Below are 16,173 nucleotides of genomic sequence, written 5' to 3' on the forward strand. Positions count from 1 at the left end.
CGGTGGCGGGACGCAGCCTCGATGTTTTTCCAAGGCCACCCAGCCATCGCCCGCGATGCGGATGCCCTGGGCGGGACGAGCGCGGCGGCGTCAGCGGTTCCGGTGGGTGTTGAGGCGGGCGGCTTGGCGGGTCAGGTGGTCGCGTTCGGCGAGGTTCGGGGCCTTCTGGGCTGCGTCGGCGTAGAGCCGTGCCGCCGCCGCGAGGTCGCCGTCGCGCTCGTGGAGGTAGGCGGCCACTGCGGTGCGGCGGGGCAGCGAGTCGTCCAGGTCCGCTAGTGCGGCCAGGCCGGCGCGCGGGCCGTCGGCCTCGCCTACGGCGACCGCGCGGTTGAGCCGGACGACCGGGCTGCCGGTCAGGGCCACGAGTTCGTCGTACCACTCGACGATCTGCACCCAGTCGGTCTGCCCGGCGTTGGGTGCGTCGGCGTGGAGCGCCGCGATGGCGGCCTGGGCCTGGTATTCGCCGAGCCGGTCGCGGGCGAGGGCCGCCTGCAGGATCTCGATGCCCTCGGCGATCAGCGCGGTGTCCCAGCGGGTGCGGTCCTGGTCGGCCAGCGGGACCAGGCCGCCGTCGGGCGCGGTGCGGGCGGCGCGCCGGGCGTGGTGGATCAGCATGAGGGCAAGCAGCCCCGCCACCTCGGGATGGTCGATCGCGGACGCGAGCTGCCGGGTGAGCCGGATCGCCTCGGCGGCCAGGTCGACGTCGCCGGAGTAGCCCTCGTTGAAGACCAGGTAGAGGACGCGGAGGACGGTCGCGACGTCCCCGGGCCGGTCGAAGCGGACGCCGGAGACGGTGCGCTTGGCCCGGCTGATGCGCTGCGCCATGGTCGCCTCGGGCACCAGGTAGGCCTGGGCGATCTGGCGGGTGGTCAGCCCGCCGACGGCGCGCAGCGTGAGCGCGACCGCCGACGACGGCGTCAGCGACGGGTGGGCGCACAGGAAGTAGAGCTGGAGCGTGTCGTCCGCCGCGGGCGCGGGGCCGGGCGCCGGTTCCTCGTCGGCGAGGTCCTCGCGCCGGCGGCGGGCTGCGTCCGCCCGGGTCGCGTCGAGGAACCGGCGCCAGGCCCTGCTGATCAGCCAGCCCTTCGGGTCGCGCGGCGGGTCGTCCGGCCAGCCGCGGACCGCTTCGACCAGCGCTTCCTGCACGGCGTCCTCGGCCGCCGCGAAGTCGGCTCCGCGGCGGACGAGGATCCCGAGCACGCTGGGCGTGAGGCTGCGCAGCAGGGCCTCGTCCATCGGACGGGTCACTCGGTGATGGTGGGCGCCGCGGTCAGGAACGGGCGCAGCTCCAGCCACTCGTGGATCGGCCTGCCGCCCGCCCCGGGCGCGGCCGACAGCTCCCCGGCCAGCTCGACGGCGCGCTCGTAGCCGTCGACGTCGATCACCATCCAGCCGGCGATGAGGTCCTTGGTCTCGGCGAACGGGCCGTCGGTGACCGGCGGGCGCCCCTCCCCGTCGTACCGGACGAACGTCCCCTCGGGGGCGAGCGCCTGGCCGTCGACGAACTCGCCGGTCTCCTCCAGCCGGGCCGCGAAGTCGTTCATGTACTGGACGTGGGCCGAGATCTCGTCCGGCGTCCACTGGTCCATCGGCACGTCGTTGACCGAAGCCGGGGCGCCCCGGTAGTGCTTGAGCAGCAGGTACTTGGCCATCGTGTCTCTCCTCGGTGCTGAGGGGCCCCATTCTGGGCCGCGTTCGCCCTGGGACGTAACCGGTCACGGATTCTCGACATCCCCGCCGAAATTCTTTTGAACTCCCGTGGACGGCCGTTCTGCCGCGAAGCCGGTGGGACGAACGATCTCAAGCCTGTTCGAGGGTGTCCACGTCGGCGGAGGCCGGGCCGCCGGAGAGGTGGGGGTAGCCGGGGCCTCGGTCGAAGAAGGGGACCGGGCCTCGTTCGGCGCGTAGGCGTGCGCGCAGGGTTTCGGTCGCCGTGTCGTCCACGCGGCCGTCCACCAGGACTACGCCGTAGTCGTCGCGGGCGCCTTCCAGGGAGACCTTGCCGTCGCGGACGTCGGCAGCCACCCGGGACGGGGCGCGGTTCAGCGGGTCGCCCCAGCCTCCGCCGCCGGTGGTGCGGATGCGGATGATTTGGCCGGTTTTGACTGGGTGGTCGTCTACCAGGCCCTCCATCTCCTCGCCGTCTATGTCGACGCGGAACGGGCGTCCCGCGCGGCCGCCGTTGACGCCCCAGCAGGAGAGGATCGAGCGGTCGGCGATCGACATGTAGCGGGCGTCGCGGAGCATGCGGATGTGCTTGTCGTAGCCGAGGCCGCCCCGGTACTCCCCCGGCCCGCCGGAGTCGGCGGCGAGGCCGAGGCGTTCGATGATGAACGGCCAGCGGGCCTCGGCGAACTCGGCGGGGATGTTGCGGGAGTCGGGGACGACGTGGATGGTGTCCTCGCCGTCGGCGTAGTAGCGGCCGCCCGAGCCGCCGCCGAGGACCTCGCGCATCAGGTACGGGCCGCGGTCGTCCTCGCCGTAGACGCCGGTGTAGCGGATCGTCTCCTGGTCGGCGGGCATCCGGCCGTTCGTGGCCTTGGCCAGGACGCCCGCCAGGACGCCGAGGAGGCGCAGGATCACGAAGGTGCGGGCGTTGGTCGGGGCCGGGAAGATCGGGGTGAGGAGGGTCCCCTTTTCCGGGAAGCGCATCTCTATGAGGGGGACCACGCCCTCGTTGACGTCCAGTTCGGCGGCGCGTTCCGGGGTGTCGGCCAGGTTGCGCAGGACGGGGGCCAGCCATTTCTTGAGGAAGACGCCGTCCGCGTAGTCGCCCGCGTGGTTGATCGGGCCCTTCGCCTGGGGTGAGGTGCCGGCGAAGTCGATGATCAGGGGGACGGCCGCCGATTTGTCGACGGTGAGGGTGATGCGCTGGGCGTGCAGGCGGGGCGGGTCCACGCCGTCGTGCTCGGCGTAGTCCTCCCAGACGAAGGTGCCGTCGGGGATCTTGGCCAGGAGTTCGCGGCGGAACGTCTCGGTGGTGCGGTCGATGATCGCGTCGAAGCACGCCTCGACGTCCGCGCGGCCGTAGCGGGCGAACAGGTCGCCGAGGCGGCGGGCGCCCATCAGGCAGGCCGAGCATTCGGCGTCGAGGTCGCCGGCCAGGGAGTCGGGCATCCGCGAGTTGCGCGTCATGATCGTCAGCGCCGCCTCGTTCGGGACGCCCCGGTCCCACAGTTTGATCGGGGGGACCATCAGGCCCTCCTCGAACGCGCTGCGGGCGTGGCTCGGCATCGAGCCGGGGACGGCGCCGCCGATGTCGTCGTGGTGGCCGAACGCCTGGACGAACGCGACCACCTCGTCCCGGTGGAACACCGGGACCGTCACGCACAGGTCGGGGAGGTGGCCGATGCCTCCTTCCGACAGGTACACGTCGTTGTGGAAGAACACGTCGCCCGGACGCATCTCCTCCGGCGGGAAGTCGCGCGCGACCGGGTGGACGAGCGCCGAGTAGGAGCGGCCGGTCAGCTTGCGGAGGCGGCGGTCGTGGATGCCGGCGCGGAAGTCGTGCGCGTCCCGGATCATCGGGGAGCGGGCCGTGCGGGCGATGGCCGTCTCGACCTCGCGCTCCACGGAGGCGAGCGTACCCTCGACGATCTCCAGGAGGATCGGGTCGATCATCGTGTCACCACCAGGTTTCCGTAGGCGTCGAGAGTGGCGGTGAAGCCGGGGTGGAGCGGGAGCGTCGAGCCGAACTCCTCGATGACGGCCGGGCCTTCGATGGCGTCGCCGGGGGCGAGCTTCTCGCGCCGGTAGATCGGCGTCTCCTGCCAGCTGTCGAAGTAGACCGGGCGGATGCCCGTGCGGGCGCGGGACGGGTCGCCGTCACCGGGTGGACGTTCGGTCAGGTGCGGGCGTTCGATCGGGCCGATGCCTGAGACGCGCAGGTTGACCCACTCGACCGGATGGCGCGGGTCGTCCCGGTAGCAGTAGCCGTAGAGGGCCTCGTGGGCGTCGTGGAACCGGCGGACCACCTCGGCGCGGAACGCCTCGTCCGGGCGGCCGGCGGGCGCCGCGACCCGCACCTCGAACGCCTGGCCGTAGTAGCGGAGGTCGGCGGAGCGGGCGAAGCGACGCCGTGGCTCCGGGAAGCCCTCGCGGGCCAGGGCATCGGCGGCCTCGGCTTCCAGGTCGGCGTAGACGTCGTCCAGGAGCGCGGGGTCCAGCTCGGCGTCGCGGACGACCCTCGTCCGGACGTAGTCGTTCTTCACGTCCACCGTGAGCAGGCCGAACGCCGACAGGTTGCCGGGGTTCTCCGGGACGACGGCGGCGGGCAGGCCGAGGACGTCCAGGAGGCGGCACGCGAGCAGCGGGCCGGAGCCGCCGAACGCGACCAGCGGGTAGTCGCGGACGTCCAGGCCCCGCTTCACCGTGATCTGCCGGATCGCGTTGGCCTGGTTCCACGCCGAGATCTCCAGGATCCCGGCGGCCGCCCGTTCGACGGGGAGGCCCAGGTCCTTGGCGAGGGCGTCGAGCCCGGCGCGGGCGGCGTCCACGTCCAGGGGGACCTCGCCGCCCAGCAGGTGCGGCGGGATGCGGCCGAGGACGGCGTGCGCATCGGTCACCGTCGTCTCCGTGCCGCCGCGCCCGTAGCAGAGCGGGCCGGGGTCGGCGCCCGCGCTGCGCGGGCCGACCTTGAGCGCGCCCTCGGGCGACCGCCAGGCGACCGAGCCGCCGCCCGCGCCGACCGTCACGATGTCGATCATCGGGATCTTGACCGGGTGGCGGCCGATCGAGCCCTCGGTCGTGAGCGTCGGCTCGCCGTCCAGGACGACCGCCACGTCGGTGGACGTCCCGCCGCCGTCCAGCGTCACGACCGAGCCGTGGCCGCTGCGGGAGACGACGAACGCCGCGCCGAGCGCCCCGGCGGCGGGGCCCGACAGCACCGTCGTGATCGGCTGCCGCGCGACCTCGTCCGCCGAGAGCACGCCGCCGTTGCTCTTCATCACCAGGAGGCGAGCGGCGACCCGTTCGGCGATGCGTGCCAGGTAGCCGTTCATCGCGGGTTTCACGGCCGCGTCCACGAGCGTCGTGACCGAACGTTCGTACTCGCGGTACTCGCGCAGCACCTCACATGACAGGGAGACCACCGCATCGGGGTGTTCGCGGCGCAGGACGTCCCGCATCGCCAGTTCGTGCGACGGGTCGGCGTAGGAATGCAGGAAGCACACCCCGATCGCGAGGATGCCCTGGTCGCGGAACCAGCGGGCCGCCGCGACCGCCGACTCCTCGTCGAACGGGCGGATCTCGGCGCCGGTGTGGTCGAGCCGCCCGCCGACCGCCCGCACCCGGTGGACGGGGACGATCCGGGGCGGCTTCACCCAGAAGTAGCTGTTCCCGTAGCCGTCCGGGACGCTCTGCCGCGCGATCTCCAGGATCGACTCGAACCCCTCGGTCGTGATGAACCCGAGGTCCTCGATCCGGTCTTCGAGGAGCCGGTTAGTCGCGACCGTCGTGCCGTGCGACAGCGCCGCGACGTCCTCCGGCGCCGCGCCGACCAGGCCGAGCACCTTGCCGACGCCGTTCGCGAAGCCCTCCGCCGGGTCGGCGGGTGTCGACGGAGTCTTGGTGGTGACGAGCCCGCCGTGCTCGTCCAGCGCGACGACGTCGGTGAACGTCCCGCCCGTGTCGATTCCGATCCGCAGCCGCCTCGCCATACGCAAGGGTCTACCGGACGGCGCCCACCTGCGAAACCGTCGCAATCTGCCAATGGGCGCGTCGTTCTTTCGTGGGAGCGCATAGGGCTAGGCTGAGTTTTTCTCATCGGACGATCCATCACGACGACAAAGCTGGAGCCCATCCATGGCGCTTGAACGCCCCGAGATCGACTTCCCCGACGGGCAGCCGCCCGAGTACCTCGACATCACCGACATCACCGAGGGCGACGGCCCCGAGGCCGCCAAGGGCTCGAACGTGTCGATGCACTACGTGGGCGTGTCGTGGTCCACCGGCGAGGAGTTCGACGCGTCCTGGAACCGGGGCTCCACGCTGGACTTCCAGCTCGGCGCCGGCCGCGTCATCAAGGGCTGGGACATGGGCATCGTCGGCATGAAGGTCGGCGGCCGGCGCAAGCTCGTCATCCCGCCGCACCTTGCCTACGGCGACCGCAGCCCGAGCCCGGCGATCAAGCCCGGCGAGACGCTCATCTTCGTCGTCGACCTCGTCGGCGTCAGCTGACCCGGTAAGGCCGACCAGGCCACAACGGCGGGCAATCCGGGGGTGAAAATCGGCCCGGGTGCCCACCGTCGCCGTGTCCGGAGCCGGTCCGTCCGGTAGTCAGGGACTCATGATCGATTCCCTGGGCCGGACGCGCGCCGCGTGAGCCGTGCCCGCGTCCCGAAGTCCGCGTGGCGGGCCGGGCTCGGGCTGTTCGCGCTGGCGGCGGTCGCGGCCGGGTACCGGGCCCGGCCGTCGCTCGGCGCCGTCGACTTCCTCAGCTACTTCACCACCCTCAGCAACCTGATCGGCGCGTTCGCGCTGCTCGCGGGCGCCGTTCCGGGGCTGCACGGACGGCGCGCGGTCGACTGGCTGCGCGGCGCCGCCGCCCTCTACCTGGCGATCACCGGCACCGTGTACGCGCTGCTGATGGGCGGCCACGTCGGCGACTGGGCGGACTGGGCGCAGCACCGGATCATGCCCATCGCCGTCCCGCTCGACTGGCTGCTGTTCGCGACCGCGCACCCGCTGCGCGCCTGGCGGACGCTGCTCGGCTGGCTCGCCTTCCCGCTCGCCTACCTCGGCTACACGATGGCGTACGGCAGCGTCACGTCCTGGTACCCGTACCCGTTCCTGGACGCGGCGCGGTACGGGTACGGCCCGTTCACGTCCTGCACGTTCCTCATCGCGGCGCTGTTCGTGGTGCTCGCGGCGCTGCTCATCGGCTGGGCCGACCTGTACCGGCGCCGCTCGGGGACGGTGCTGCGCGAGGCGCGGACGTGACTCAGCCGCGGCGGGCGCGGCGGCCGAGGAGGTAGCCGAGGGCCACCCCGGCGAGGGCGACCGCGCCACCGGAGGCGAACGCCGCCGCCATCGGCCAGGCGACGGACGACCGGTCCGGTGCGGCCGTGGCGCGCCCCTGGTAGACCGTGCCCGCCGGAGCCCCGGCCGGTGCGGGTTCGGCGGCGGGTGCGGGTTCGGCGGCGGGGGCCGGGACGGGGGCGCAGAGGTCGCGTTCGACGGCGGCGAAGAACTCGCCGGCGGTGCGCTTGGCGACGCTGCCCAGCATCCGCTGCCCGACGCCGCCGACCATCCCGCCGACGACCGCGTCCGCGTCGTAGTCGATGCGGGTCGCGCCGCCGCCGTCCGACAGCCGGACGCGGACGGTCGCGTCGACCGTGCCCGGCGCGCCCTGGCCGCGCGCCTTCAGCACGAACGAGCGCGGCGGGTCGGGTTCGGCGAGTTCGACCTGGCCCACGTAGGTGCCCTGAATGGAGGCGACGCCCGCGGTGACCGTCATGCGGTAGGTGCAGGGGGCCGTCTCCTCCAGGGAGCGGCACCCGGGGATCGTCCTGGCGAGGACGGCCGGGTCCTGAAGCGCGTCCCAGACGCGGTCGAGCGGCGCGGCGACGCCGGCACTGCCGTTCAGCTGCATGACCCGACTGTAGAGAACGCCGGCGCCGCGCCGAACGGCAACTTCTGCCGAGTACACGCCGAGGTTTGGGCAGATGCACCCCGGCGGGCCTTGGAAATGGTCAGATATGTCCGGCAGGTTCTGGTCGGACGCGAACCCGGGTCGTCCCCGGCGCGTCAACCGATGCGAGACCCCAACCGAACCCCCCAACCGGAACGGAGTACGCGGCCGATGCGAGGGAAGACGCCCGTGATCGCCATGGTTGCCGCCGGAGTGTTGGGCGTGGCCGCGGGCGGCTGGCCCGTCGTGGCCGCGCAGGCCGGCGACTCGGGCCCGTCCATGAAGACGCAGCTCGCCTCGGTGCTCGGCGACCAGAAGTGGGCGACGCCGAAGCCCGGATCCTGGACGATGCCGAAGCCCTCCCCCAACGGCCTGCCCGCGATCGTCAACCACATCGAGACGCAGGAGAAGGTCGTCTTCCTCACCATCGACGACGGCTACACCTACGACTCCGAGTTCGTGGACCTCGTCCGCAAGGAGAAGGTTCCGATCATGACGTTCCTGACCTCGACCTACATCAAAGGCCAGGGGCAGTACTTCTGGGCGATGCGCAACGCGGGGTCGCCGATGGAGAACCACACGATCAACCACCCCAACATGGCGACGCTCGGCGCCGACGCGCAGAAGAAGCAGATCTGCGAGGCGTCGGACGAGATCGAGAAGCAGTACGGCCGCCGCCCGGAGATCTTCCGCCCGCCGTTCGGCAGCTACAACCAGACGACCCTGCAGGTCGCCAAGGAGTGCGGCATCAAGTCGGTGCTGCTGTGGTCGGCGGAGTTCTACAACGGCACGAGCGGGCCGGGTGTCGGGTACAACGGCTTCGCGCGCGGCGACGGCGGCAAGGGGTTCAAGCCCGGCGACATCATCCTGATGCACTACCGCAAGGGGCTCGCCGAGGAGTTCAAGATGATCCTCGGCTGGATCGAGCAGGCCGGGTTCCGGCCGGCGGCCGTGGAGAACTACCTGCCGAAGTCGCTCGGCGGCAACGTCCCCGACAAGCCCGCCGCCGCCCAGCCCGGCCACGGGTGAAAACCGACCTTCCCGGAGGAAACGCGGTTAGCCCGAAGGCCCAGATGGTCCTTGACTAGGGTCAACACGCTGGCGGGGCCGAGGTCCCCCGCTTCCCGAGCCGGTCCCGCCAGCGTCACCCCGTCCGCACGCTCTCCCGGACGCGGAGGGACGGATCGGCCGCGGCGCGCTCGCGGAGCGTGTACAGCTCGTCCGGGGAGATGGGCATCGCGTCCACGCGGACGCCCTCCGCGTCCTCCACGGCAGAGGCGATCACCGCCGACACCGGGATGACGCCCGCCTCCCCCGCACCCTTGATGCCGAGCGGGTTCAGCGGCGACGGGGTCTCCAGGTGGTCGGTCTCGATGCGCGGGATCTCCGTCGCGTACGGCATGAGGAAGTCCATGAAGGACGCGTTGAGCAGCTGCCCCGACTCGTCGTAGACCATCCGCTCGTACAGGGCCCCGCCGACGCCCTGCGCGACGCCGCCGTGGATCTGGCCCTCGACGACCATCGGGTTGATGAGCCGCCCGCAGTCGTGGACGACGGCGTACCGCAGGATCGCGATCTCGGCGGTGTCCGGGTCGACCTCCACGATCGCGGCGTGCGCGCCGGCCGCGAACGTCGACCGGACGGGCGAGTAGTAGTCGCGCCCCTCCAGGCCGGGCTCGTCGCCGGACGCGACGGGCGGCTCGGTCACCGGGCGGCCCACCGCGAACTGCGTCGCCGCGGCGGCCTCCTCGTCGAACGCGTACCGCAGCGGGTTCGACAGGACCGCGACCGTCCGCAGCGGGACGGCCGCCGACCGGTCGCCGCGCACGTGCACGACGCCGTCGGTGATGTCCAGGTCATCCGGGTCGGCCTCCAGGGCCTCGCCGGCGATGCGCAGCGCCTTGGCCCGGACCTTCCGGCTGGCCAGCGCGATCGCGTTGCCGCTCATCACGGCCGCGCGGGACGCGAACGTGCCGACCGCGTAGCCGAACCTCCGCGTGTCGCCGGTCGTGACGTGGACGTCCTCGATCGGGACGCCCAGTTCGGCGGCGGCGATCTGCGCGAACACCGTCTCGTGGCCCTGGCCTTGCGAGGTCAGCCCGGTCGACACGTGCACGCGTCCGGCGGTGTCGATCTCGACGTGCCCGCCCTCGTACGGGCCGACGCCCGTGCCTTCGACGTAGATGCCGAGGCCGATGCCCAGATGGCGGCCCCGGGACGCGGCGGCGGCGCGTTCGGCTTCGAAGCCTTCCCAGCCGATCAGTTCGCGTGCCTTGCGGAGCAGTTCCGGATAGTCGCCGGAGTCGTAGATCAGCGGGCGGCCGTCCTGGAACGTGAGGCCCTGGTCGTAGGGGAACTCGTCGGGCTGGATGAAGTTCGCGGCGCGCACGTCGGCGCGGTCGCGGCCGAGGTGGCGGGCGATGCGGTCCATCGTCCGCTCCATGCAGAACACGCCCTGCGGGCGGCCCGCGCCCCGGTACGGGGTGACGATGAGGGTGTTGGTGTAGAGGCTCGTCACCTCCGCCCGGTACGCGCCGATCTTGTAGGGGCCGAGGAGCTGGGTGGACGTGACGATCGGGATGATGATCCCGTACGGGGTGTAGGCGCCGTGGTCGTGCCGGATCCGCACGTCCAGCCCGAGGACGCGGCCCTCGTCGTCGAACCCGACCCGCACGTCCTGCAACTGGCCGCGCTCGTGGGCGGCGGAGACGAAGTGCTCGCGGCGGTCCTCGGTCCACTTGATCTCGCGGTCCAGCAGCCGCGCCGCCCACGGGACGAGGATCTCCTCCGGCCACGGGTGGACGATCTTCACGCCGAACCCGCCGCCGACGTCCGGGGCGACCACCTCGACCTTGCCGTTCGGCAGCCCGAGCCGCGCCGCGATCGCGGCCCGCACGCTGGTGGACGCCTGCGTGGACGAGTACACGCGCAGCGACCCGTCGTCGGCGTCCCACCGCGCGTAGACGCCGCGTCCCTCCAGCGGCATCGACGCGCTGCGCTCGATGGACAGGCTGAACTCCAGCACGTGCGGCGCCGACTCGATGGCGGCGGGCGCGTCCCCGTTCTCCTGGACGAGGACGGCCCCGACGTTCCCGGGCACGTCGTCGTGGACGAGATGTTCGGCCCGCGTCGCCGCCTCGATGCCGACGACGGCGGGCAGCGGCTCGTACTCGACGCGGATGCGCTCGGCGGCGTCCTCGGCCAGGTAGCGGTCGCGGGCGACGACCATCGCGACGGGCTCGCCGACATGCCGGACGACGTCGCGGGCCAGCGGGTATCCGGTGCGGCCGTGCGTCAGCGCGGGGTGCGGGATGAGGAGCGGCATCGGCTCACCGATCCGTCCGGGAAGGTCCTCGTAGGTGTAGATGGCGACGAGGCCGTCCACGTCGAGGGCCTCGGACACGTCGATGTCGGCGATCCGGGCGTGCGCGTGCGGCGACCGGACGAACGCCGCCGCGAGCGCGTCCTGCCCGAGGTCGTCGAGGTAGCGGCCGCGGCCGGTGATGAGCCGTCCGTCCTCGCGCCGCTCGACCCGTTCACCGAAGACGCGTGTGCCCATCCATCACTCCTCAGCGAGCAGGTCGGCGGCGCGGTGCACCGACTTGACGATGTTCTGGTAGCCGGTGCAGCGGCACAGGTTCCCGGAGATCCCCTCAAGGACCTGGTCCTCGGTCGGTCGCGGCGTCTCCCGCAGCAGCGCGGTGACCGTGCAGAGGAAACCGGGTGTGCAGAAGCCGCATTGCAGGCCGTGGCATTCGCGGAACGCGCGCTGCACCGGCGACGGCGTCCCGTCCTCGGCGGCGAGCCCCTCCACGGTGGTGACCTCGTGGCCGGCGGCGGTGACGGCGAACATCAGGCACGACCGCACCGGCTCCCCGTCCAGCAGGATGGTGCAGCAGCCGCAGACGCCGTGCTCGCAGCCGACGTGCGTGCCGGTGAGCCCGAGGTCGTGCCGGAGCAGGTCCGACAGCAGCCGCCTCGCCGGGACGCGGGCGGTGCGGTGCGTCCCGTTGACGGTCAGCGCGACCTCGAAGCTCTCCTCCATCAGTCCTCCGCCTTCCGCAGCGCCTCGGCCGCCGCCGTGCGCAACGCGCGCTCGGTGAGCACGCCGGTCAGGTGCCGCCGGTATGCGACCCCGGCGTGAATGTCGGGTTCCGGGTCGATCTGTTCGCGGACGTGCGCGGCGGCGGCCGCCCAGTCGCCGTTCGGTCCGGCCGCATCGGTCAGGTCGAGGACGAGCGGCGTCGCGGCGATGCCCAGGTATCCGGCGCGGGCCGCCGACACCCGCAGGTCCTCGTCAAGGGTGACCAAGGCGGCGACTCCGGCGAGCGCGTAGTCGCCGTGCCGCCGGGCCGTCTCGGTGAACGCGGTGCCGGTGCGGGGCGGCGCCGCCGGGAAGAACGCGGAGACGGCCAGCTCACCGGGCTCCAGCGCCGATTCGAGGGGGCCGGTGAAGAACTCGGCGGCCGGGATCGTGCGGCGTCCCCGCGTCGACGCGGCCTCGACCGTCCCGCCGAGGACGGCCAGCACGGCGGGCAGCTCGGCGGCCGGGTCGGCGTGCGCGAGGCTGCCGACGACCGTGCCCCGGTTCCGGATGACGGGGTGCGCGACGTGCCGGAGCGCCTGCCCGAGCAGCGGCTGGACGGCCGCCGCCTCCGCCGACCGCTCGACCCGCGCGTGCCGGGCGAGCGCGCCGACCCGCACGCCCTCGTCCCCCACATGGAGCGTGTCGAGTTCGGCGACCCGGTTGATGTCGACCAGGTCCGGCGGCGCGGCGAGCCGCATGTTCAGCAGCGGGATGAGGCTCTGGCCGCCCGCGAGGACCTTGCCGCCCGGCGCAGCGGCGAGGGCGTCGAGCGCCTCGCCGACCGTGCCGGGGGCGTGGTAGCCGAACGGGGGCGGCTTCACGCGTCAGCCCGCATCCGTGTTCGAGGCCGGGCGGACCGGGCCGCCGATCTCCTCCTCCGCCGGCGCGATGACGCCGCCGCCGTAGTCCTCCGGTCTGCGCAGCACGTTCAGGACGTGGTAGCCGAGCAGGACGGCGATGGTGCCGAGCGCGATGCCCTGCAGCGGGAAGTCGTCGGTGATCTGGAGTGTCACGTTCCCGATCGCCAGGATGATCGCCGCCGCGACCGGGACGAGGTTGACCGGGTCGGCGAAGTCGACCCGGTTCTCGATCCAGATCTTCGCGCCGAGCAGCCCGATCATCCCGTAGAGGACGACGGTGATGCCGCCGAGCACGCCGCCCGGCGTCGCGGCGACCAGCGCGCCGAACTTGGGGCACAGCCCGAACAGGATCGCCACGATCGCGGCGACGTAGTAGGCGGCGGTCGAGTAGATCCGGGTCGCGGCCATGACGCCGATGTTCTCGGCGTAGGTGGTGGTGGGCGAGCCGCCGACCGCGCTGGCCAGGGTGGTGCCGATACCGTCCGCGGTGATGGCGCGGCCGAGGACGGGGTTCAGGTCCTCGCCGGTCATCGCGGACACCGCCTTGACGTGCCCAGTGTTCTCCGCGATCAGCGCGATGACCGCGGGCAGCGCCAGCAGGATCGCCGAGGTTTTGAAGTCGGGGCCGTGCAGGCTCGGGAACCCGAACCAGTCGGCGGCCTTCACGCCCGCGAAGTCGACCCGGTCGTGCGGGAACGCGGTGGCGATGCAGTAGGCGCCCTCGGACGTGCACGCCTTGCCCGCCCCGTCCAGCAGGTTCTGGCCGGGCAGAACCGACGTGATCCGGCCCGCGGTGTTGTCGAGAATCCACGAAAGGACGAAGCCGAAGATCAGCGCCAGCAGGATCGTGATGCGCGCCCAGAAGCCGCGCAGCAGCACCGCGCACAGCACCGCGAAACCGAGCGTGGCGAGCGCGACCCACTGGTCCTGCGGCCAGTAGACGGTGGCGACCACGGGCGCGAGGTTGAAGCCGATGAGCATGACCACGGCGCCGGTCACCACGGGCGGGAACACCCGGTGGATGACCTGGGCCCCCGCGAAGTGGATCAGCACGCCGATCAGCGCGAGCACGGCGCCCGAGACGAGGATCGCGCCGGTCACGGTCGCGCTGTCGCCGCCCGCCGCGCGGATCGCCGCGACCGCGCCGACGAACGAGGCGCTCGTGCCGAGGTAGCTCGGCACCCGGCCGCCGACGATCAGCAGGAACAGGATCGTCGCGACCCCGGACATCATGATGGCGAGGTTGGGGTCCAGCCCCATCACGATGGGGAACACGAACGTCGCGCCGAACATCGCCACCACGTGCTGGGCGCCGATGCCGGCGGTGCGCGGCCACGACAGCCGCTCGTCCGGGCGGACGACCTCCCCGGGCGGCGGCGTCTTCCCGTCGCCGTGCAGTTTCCAGCCGATCACCATCGGGGGCCCCTCCTACAATGCTCATCCGACCGCGTTCATGCGGGCAAGGTAGATCTACCCTGATGGCCGGGCATCGGCGACTTCTGCCAAAGCCCGGACCGGCTATTGGGAGGACCGGCCGGCGCAGGCCCGGTTACACTACCCTCAGATACCGCGCATGCGCAGAACGTGCAGAGCGAGGGTGAGGTTGAGCCGCAGATGCGCGTCCTCGGTGAAGGCGCCGAGCATCCGTTCCAGCTTCCCGATGCGGTACCGGAGCGTGTTGTAGTGGAAGTGGAGCCTGCGCGCCGTCTCGGCGACGTTGAGGTTGGTCTCCAGCAGCACCTGCAGGGTGCGGCGCAGGTCGACCAGTTCCGGCTCGTCGTCGGCGGCGAGGTCGCCCAGCGTCTCCCGGACGAACGCGTGCAGCTCCCCCGGGTCCGACACCAGGCTGAGCAGCCGGTACACGCCGAGCTGGTCGAAGTGCGCCCGCGCGCCCGCGCCGTTCAGCTGGCGCCCGACCCGGACGGCCTTCACCGCCTGCTCGTACGCCTCCGGCAGCGCCGCCGGGGAGGCCACCGTCCGGCTGATGCCGGTGGAGAACGTCCGCCGCACCGGCAGATGTTCGGCGAAGATCGACGAAGCCTCCTTCACCATCGCCTGCACCGGCCCGGCCGCCCACTCGGCGGGGTCCTCGCCGTCCGCGCCGACGACCGCGACGACCTCGTGCGCGAAGCTCGCGACGGCCGCGCCCTTGTCGTGCCGGCGGACGGCCGTCGTCCACGCTGCGGCCAGCCGCTCCTGCGCGGACCGCTCCTCGGCCCCGCGGCTCCTGCCGTCCGGGTCGGGCGCCTTCCCGCGCCCCTTGCCGTCGGCGTCGCGCGGGCGGCCGTCCAGCTCGGCGACGAGCACCATCATCGGGCGGTCCAGGTCCCAGCCGAAGCCGCCGCAGTGCGCGACGACGCGGTCGTCGTCGCCGGCGCGCCCGGCGAGGATGTCGCGCAGGAAGTCGGCGCGGTACTTGCTCTCCACCGCCGCGACGGCCTGCTGCTTGGTCACCACGAGCGCGGCGACGGTCGCGGCGCGCTCCAGGATGCCGAGGTCGGTGGCGCGCAGCGTGCCGGCGGGGGTGAACGCGACGATCCGGCCGTGGTCGAAGCCGCCCGCCATCACGGGCACGACCAGGTGGTCGCCGGTGCCGTGCGCGCCGATGACGCCGCAGCCGCCGCGCCCGCAGGCCGCGTGCCGGCCCGCGTCGAACGCGCGCATCGCCTGGACGTGCTCGTCCGGCCCGGCGCCGGCGAGCACGCGCTGCTCGCCGTCCAGCACCACGACCGCGACGTCCAGCAGCGTCGCGACCTCGTCCACGACCTCCTGCAGGCCGCCGCCGCACAGCACGATCTGCACGAGCGCGCGGTGCACCTCCTCGGTGCGGGCGAGGACGGCCGCCTGCCGGTTCAGGATGTCGGTCAGGACCTGGTTCAGGATGTCGTCGAAGCCGACGTCGTTCGGGAGCAGGATCAGCGGGAAGCCGCGCCGGTCCGCCTGCGCGATCATCTCGGCGGGCAGGGAGTCCAGGTAGCGGCCCAGCTTGATGGCCAGGGCCGCGAGGCCGCGCTCGTCCAGGTCGGCGACCAGGTTGTCGAGCGACTGGGGGGTGTTGCGCAGGGGGTAGCCGGTGGTGAGGAGCAGCTCGTTCGGTTTGACCCACGACAGGATGTCGGGGACCTCCATCACGTTGAGCCGCTGGACGACGCGCTCGAGTCCGGCGCGGCCGGCGATGAGGCGGGCGCCGTTCAGGGTGCTGACGCCGAGGACCTCGCCGACGGACAGGCCGTAGGTCAGTGTTCCGGTACTCGCGAGCCGGAGGGCCGGTGGGCCCGGGTCCGCAGTGGTGTAGCTCATGCCAGGGGTCACCTCGCTTTTGGTGCGTACATCGTCCGTGACGACGTGATCGCTACCGGTTCCTGATCAAAAATGACAACAAAGACGAACGATGACAACCATCCTTGGCAGCTTTCTCCATACGTCCGGTGCGGGGCCCGTTCTACCGTCGTCGCGAGGCCGGGCCGTCCGCGCGCCGGGCGGCCACCGACACCGGCCTCGGGAGGATCCGTGACTGCCCTCGTCCGCGACCCGATCCCGCTGCCGGCGAGGCCGGGGCGGCGGCCGCCCCGGCCTCGCCGGCAGCGGGATCGGGT

Annotated in this window: 13 protein-coding genes; 3 read left to right on the plus strand and 10 right to left on the minus strand. The window is 72.5% G+C overall.

What is annotated here, in order from left to right:
* Nucleotides 1-90 precede the first annotated feature (90 nt).
* The 4 genes from HUX53_RS32420 to HUX53_RS32435 form a co-directional block, all read right to left on the minus strand.
* Nucleotides 91-1,236, minus strand: a complete 1,146-nt coding sequence (locus HUX53_RS32420) for an RNA polymerase sigma factor (protein ID WP_176407035.1) — start codon at nucleotides 1,234-1,236, stop codon at nucleotides 91-93.
* Between the two features lie 8 nt (nucleotides 1,237-1,244).
* Nucleotides 1,245-1,652 (minus strand): YciI family protein, encoded by a 408-nt coding sequence (locus HUX53_RS32425; RefSeq protein ID WP_176407022.1) that lies wholly within the window; start codon nucleotides 1,650-1,652, stop codon nucleotides 1,245-1,247.
* A gap of 148 nt (nucleotides 1,653-1,800) precedes the next feature.
* Entirely contained in the window at nucleotides 1,801-3,621 is a 1,821-nt protein-coding gene (locus HUX53_RS32430; protein ID WP_176407023.1) for a hydantoinase B/oxoprolinase family protein, read from the minus strand.
* Nucleotides 3,618-5,657 (minus strand): hydantoinase/oxoprolinase family protein, encoded by a 2,040-nt coding sequence (locus HUX53_RS32435; protein ID WP_176407024.1) that lies wholly within the window; start codon nucleotides 5,655-5,657, stop codon nucleotides 3,618-3,620. Before HUX53_RS32435 ends, HUX53_RS32430 begins: the two co-directional genes overlap by 4 nt.
* A gap of 145 nt (nucleotides 5,658-5,802) precedes the next feature.
* On the opposite strand from HUX53_RS32435, the gene HUX53_RS32440 reads away from it, so the two are divergent.
* On the plus strand, nucleotides 5,803-6,177 hold the full coding sequence (locus HUX53_RS32440; RefSeq protein ID WP_176407025.1) for an FKBP-type peptidyl-prolyl cis-trans isomerase: 375 nt from the start codon (nucleotides 5,803-5,805) through the stop codon (nucleotides 6,175-6,177).
* A 141-nt stretch (nucleotides 6,178-6,318) separates the two neighbouring features.
* Nucleotides 6,319-6,939, plus strand: a complete 621-nt coding sequence (locus HUX53_RS32445) for a Pr6Pr family membrane protein (RefSeq protein ID WP_176407026.1) — start codon at nucleotides 6,319-6,321, stop codon at nucleotides 6,937-6,939.
* 1 nt (nucleotide 6,940) lies between these two features.
* Here HUX53_RS32445 and HUX53_RS32450 read toward each other — a convergent pair whose 3' ends face one another.
* Complete coding sequence (locus HUX53_RS32450; protein ID WP_176407027.1) at nucleotides 6,941-7,591, minus strand: carbon monoxide dehydrogenase subunit G; 651 nt, start codon at nucleotides 7,589-7,591, stop codon at nucleotides 6,941-6,943.
* Nucleotides 7,592-7,828: 237 nt separating this feature from the next.
* Here HUX53_RS32450 and HUX53_RS32455 point away from each other — a divergent pair, with 237 nt between their 5' ends.
* Nucleotides 7,829-8,659: a polysaccharide deacetylase family protein gene (locus HUX53_RS32455; protein WP_255205860.1), complete on the plus strand. Its 831-nt coding sequence runs from the start codon at nucleotides 7,829-7,831 to the stop codon at nucleotides 8,657-8,659.
* A 115-nt stretch (nucleotides 8,660-8,774) separates the two neighbouring features.
* Here the strand turns inward: HUX53_RS32455 and cutA are convergent, their stop codons facing one another.
* The 5 genes from cutA to HUX53_RS32480 all read right to left on the minus strand — a co-directional run bounded on the left by cutA (nucleotide 8,775) and on the right by HUX53_RS32480 (nucleotide 15,877).
* Nucleotides 8,775-11,189: an aerobic carbon-monoxide dehydrogenase large subunit gene (cutA, locus tag HUX53_RS32460; RefSeq protein ID WP_176407029.1), complete on the minus strand. Its 2,415-nt coding sequence runs from the start codon at nucleotides 11,187-11,189 to the stop codon at nucleotides 8,775-8,777.
* A gap of 3 nt (nucleotides 11,190-11,192) precedes the next feature.
* Nucleotides 11,193-11,675: a (2Fe-2S)-binding protein gene (locus HUX53_RS32465; protein WP_176407030.1), complete on the minus strand. Its 483-nt coding sequence runs from the start codon at nucleotides 11,673-11,675 to the stop codon at nucleotides 11,193-11,195.
* Nucleotides 11,675-12,538 carry a xanthine dehydrogenase family protein subunit M gene (locus tag HUX53_RS42760; protein ID WP_176407031.1) on the minus strand — a complete coding sequence of 288 codons (864 nt, stop codon included), beginning with the start codon at nucleotides 12,536-12,538 and terminating at the stop codon, nucleotides 11,675-11,677. Before HUX53_RS42760 ends, HUX53_RS32465 begins: the two co-directional genes overlap by 1 nt.
* Before the next feature lie 3 nt (nucleotides 12,539-12,541).
* Nucleotides 12,542-13,993: a uracil-xanthine permease family protein gene (locus HUX53_RS32475; protein ID WP_176407032.1), complete on the minus strand. Its 1,452-nt coding sequence runs from the start codon at nucleotides 13,991-13,993 to the stop codon at nucleotides 12,542-12,544.
* A gap of 144 nt (nucleotides 13,994-14,137) precedes the next feature.
* Nucleotides 14,138-15,877, minus strand: coding sequence for a PucR family transcriptional regulator (locus HUX53_RS32480; protein ID WP_176407033.1), 1,740 nt, complete (start codon nucleotides 15,875-15,877; stop codon nucleotides 14,138-14,140).
* Nucleotides 15,878-16,173 lie beyond the last annotated feature (296 nt).

Origin of the sequence: Actinomadura sp. BRA 177 (genome assembly GCF_013372625.1) — a bacterium.
Lineage (GTDB): Bacteria > Actinomycetota > Actinomycetes > Streptosporangiales > Streptosporangiaceae > Spirillospora.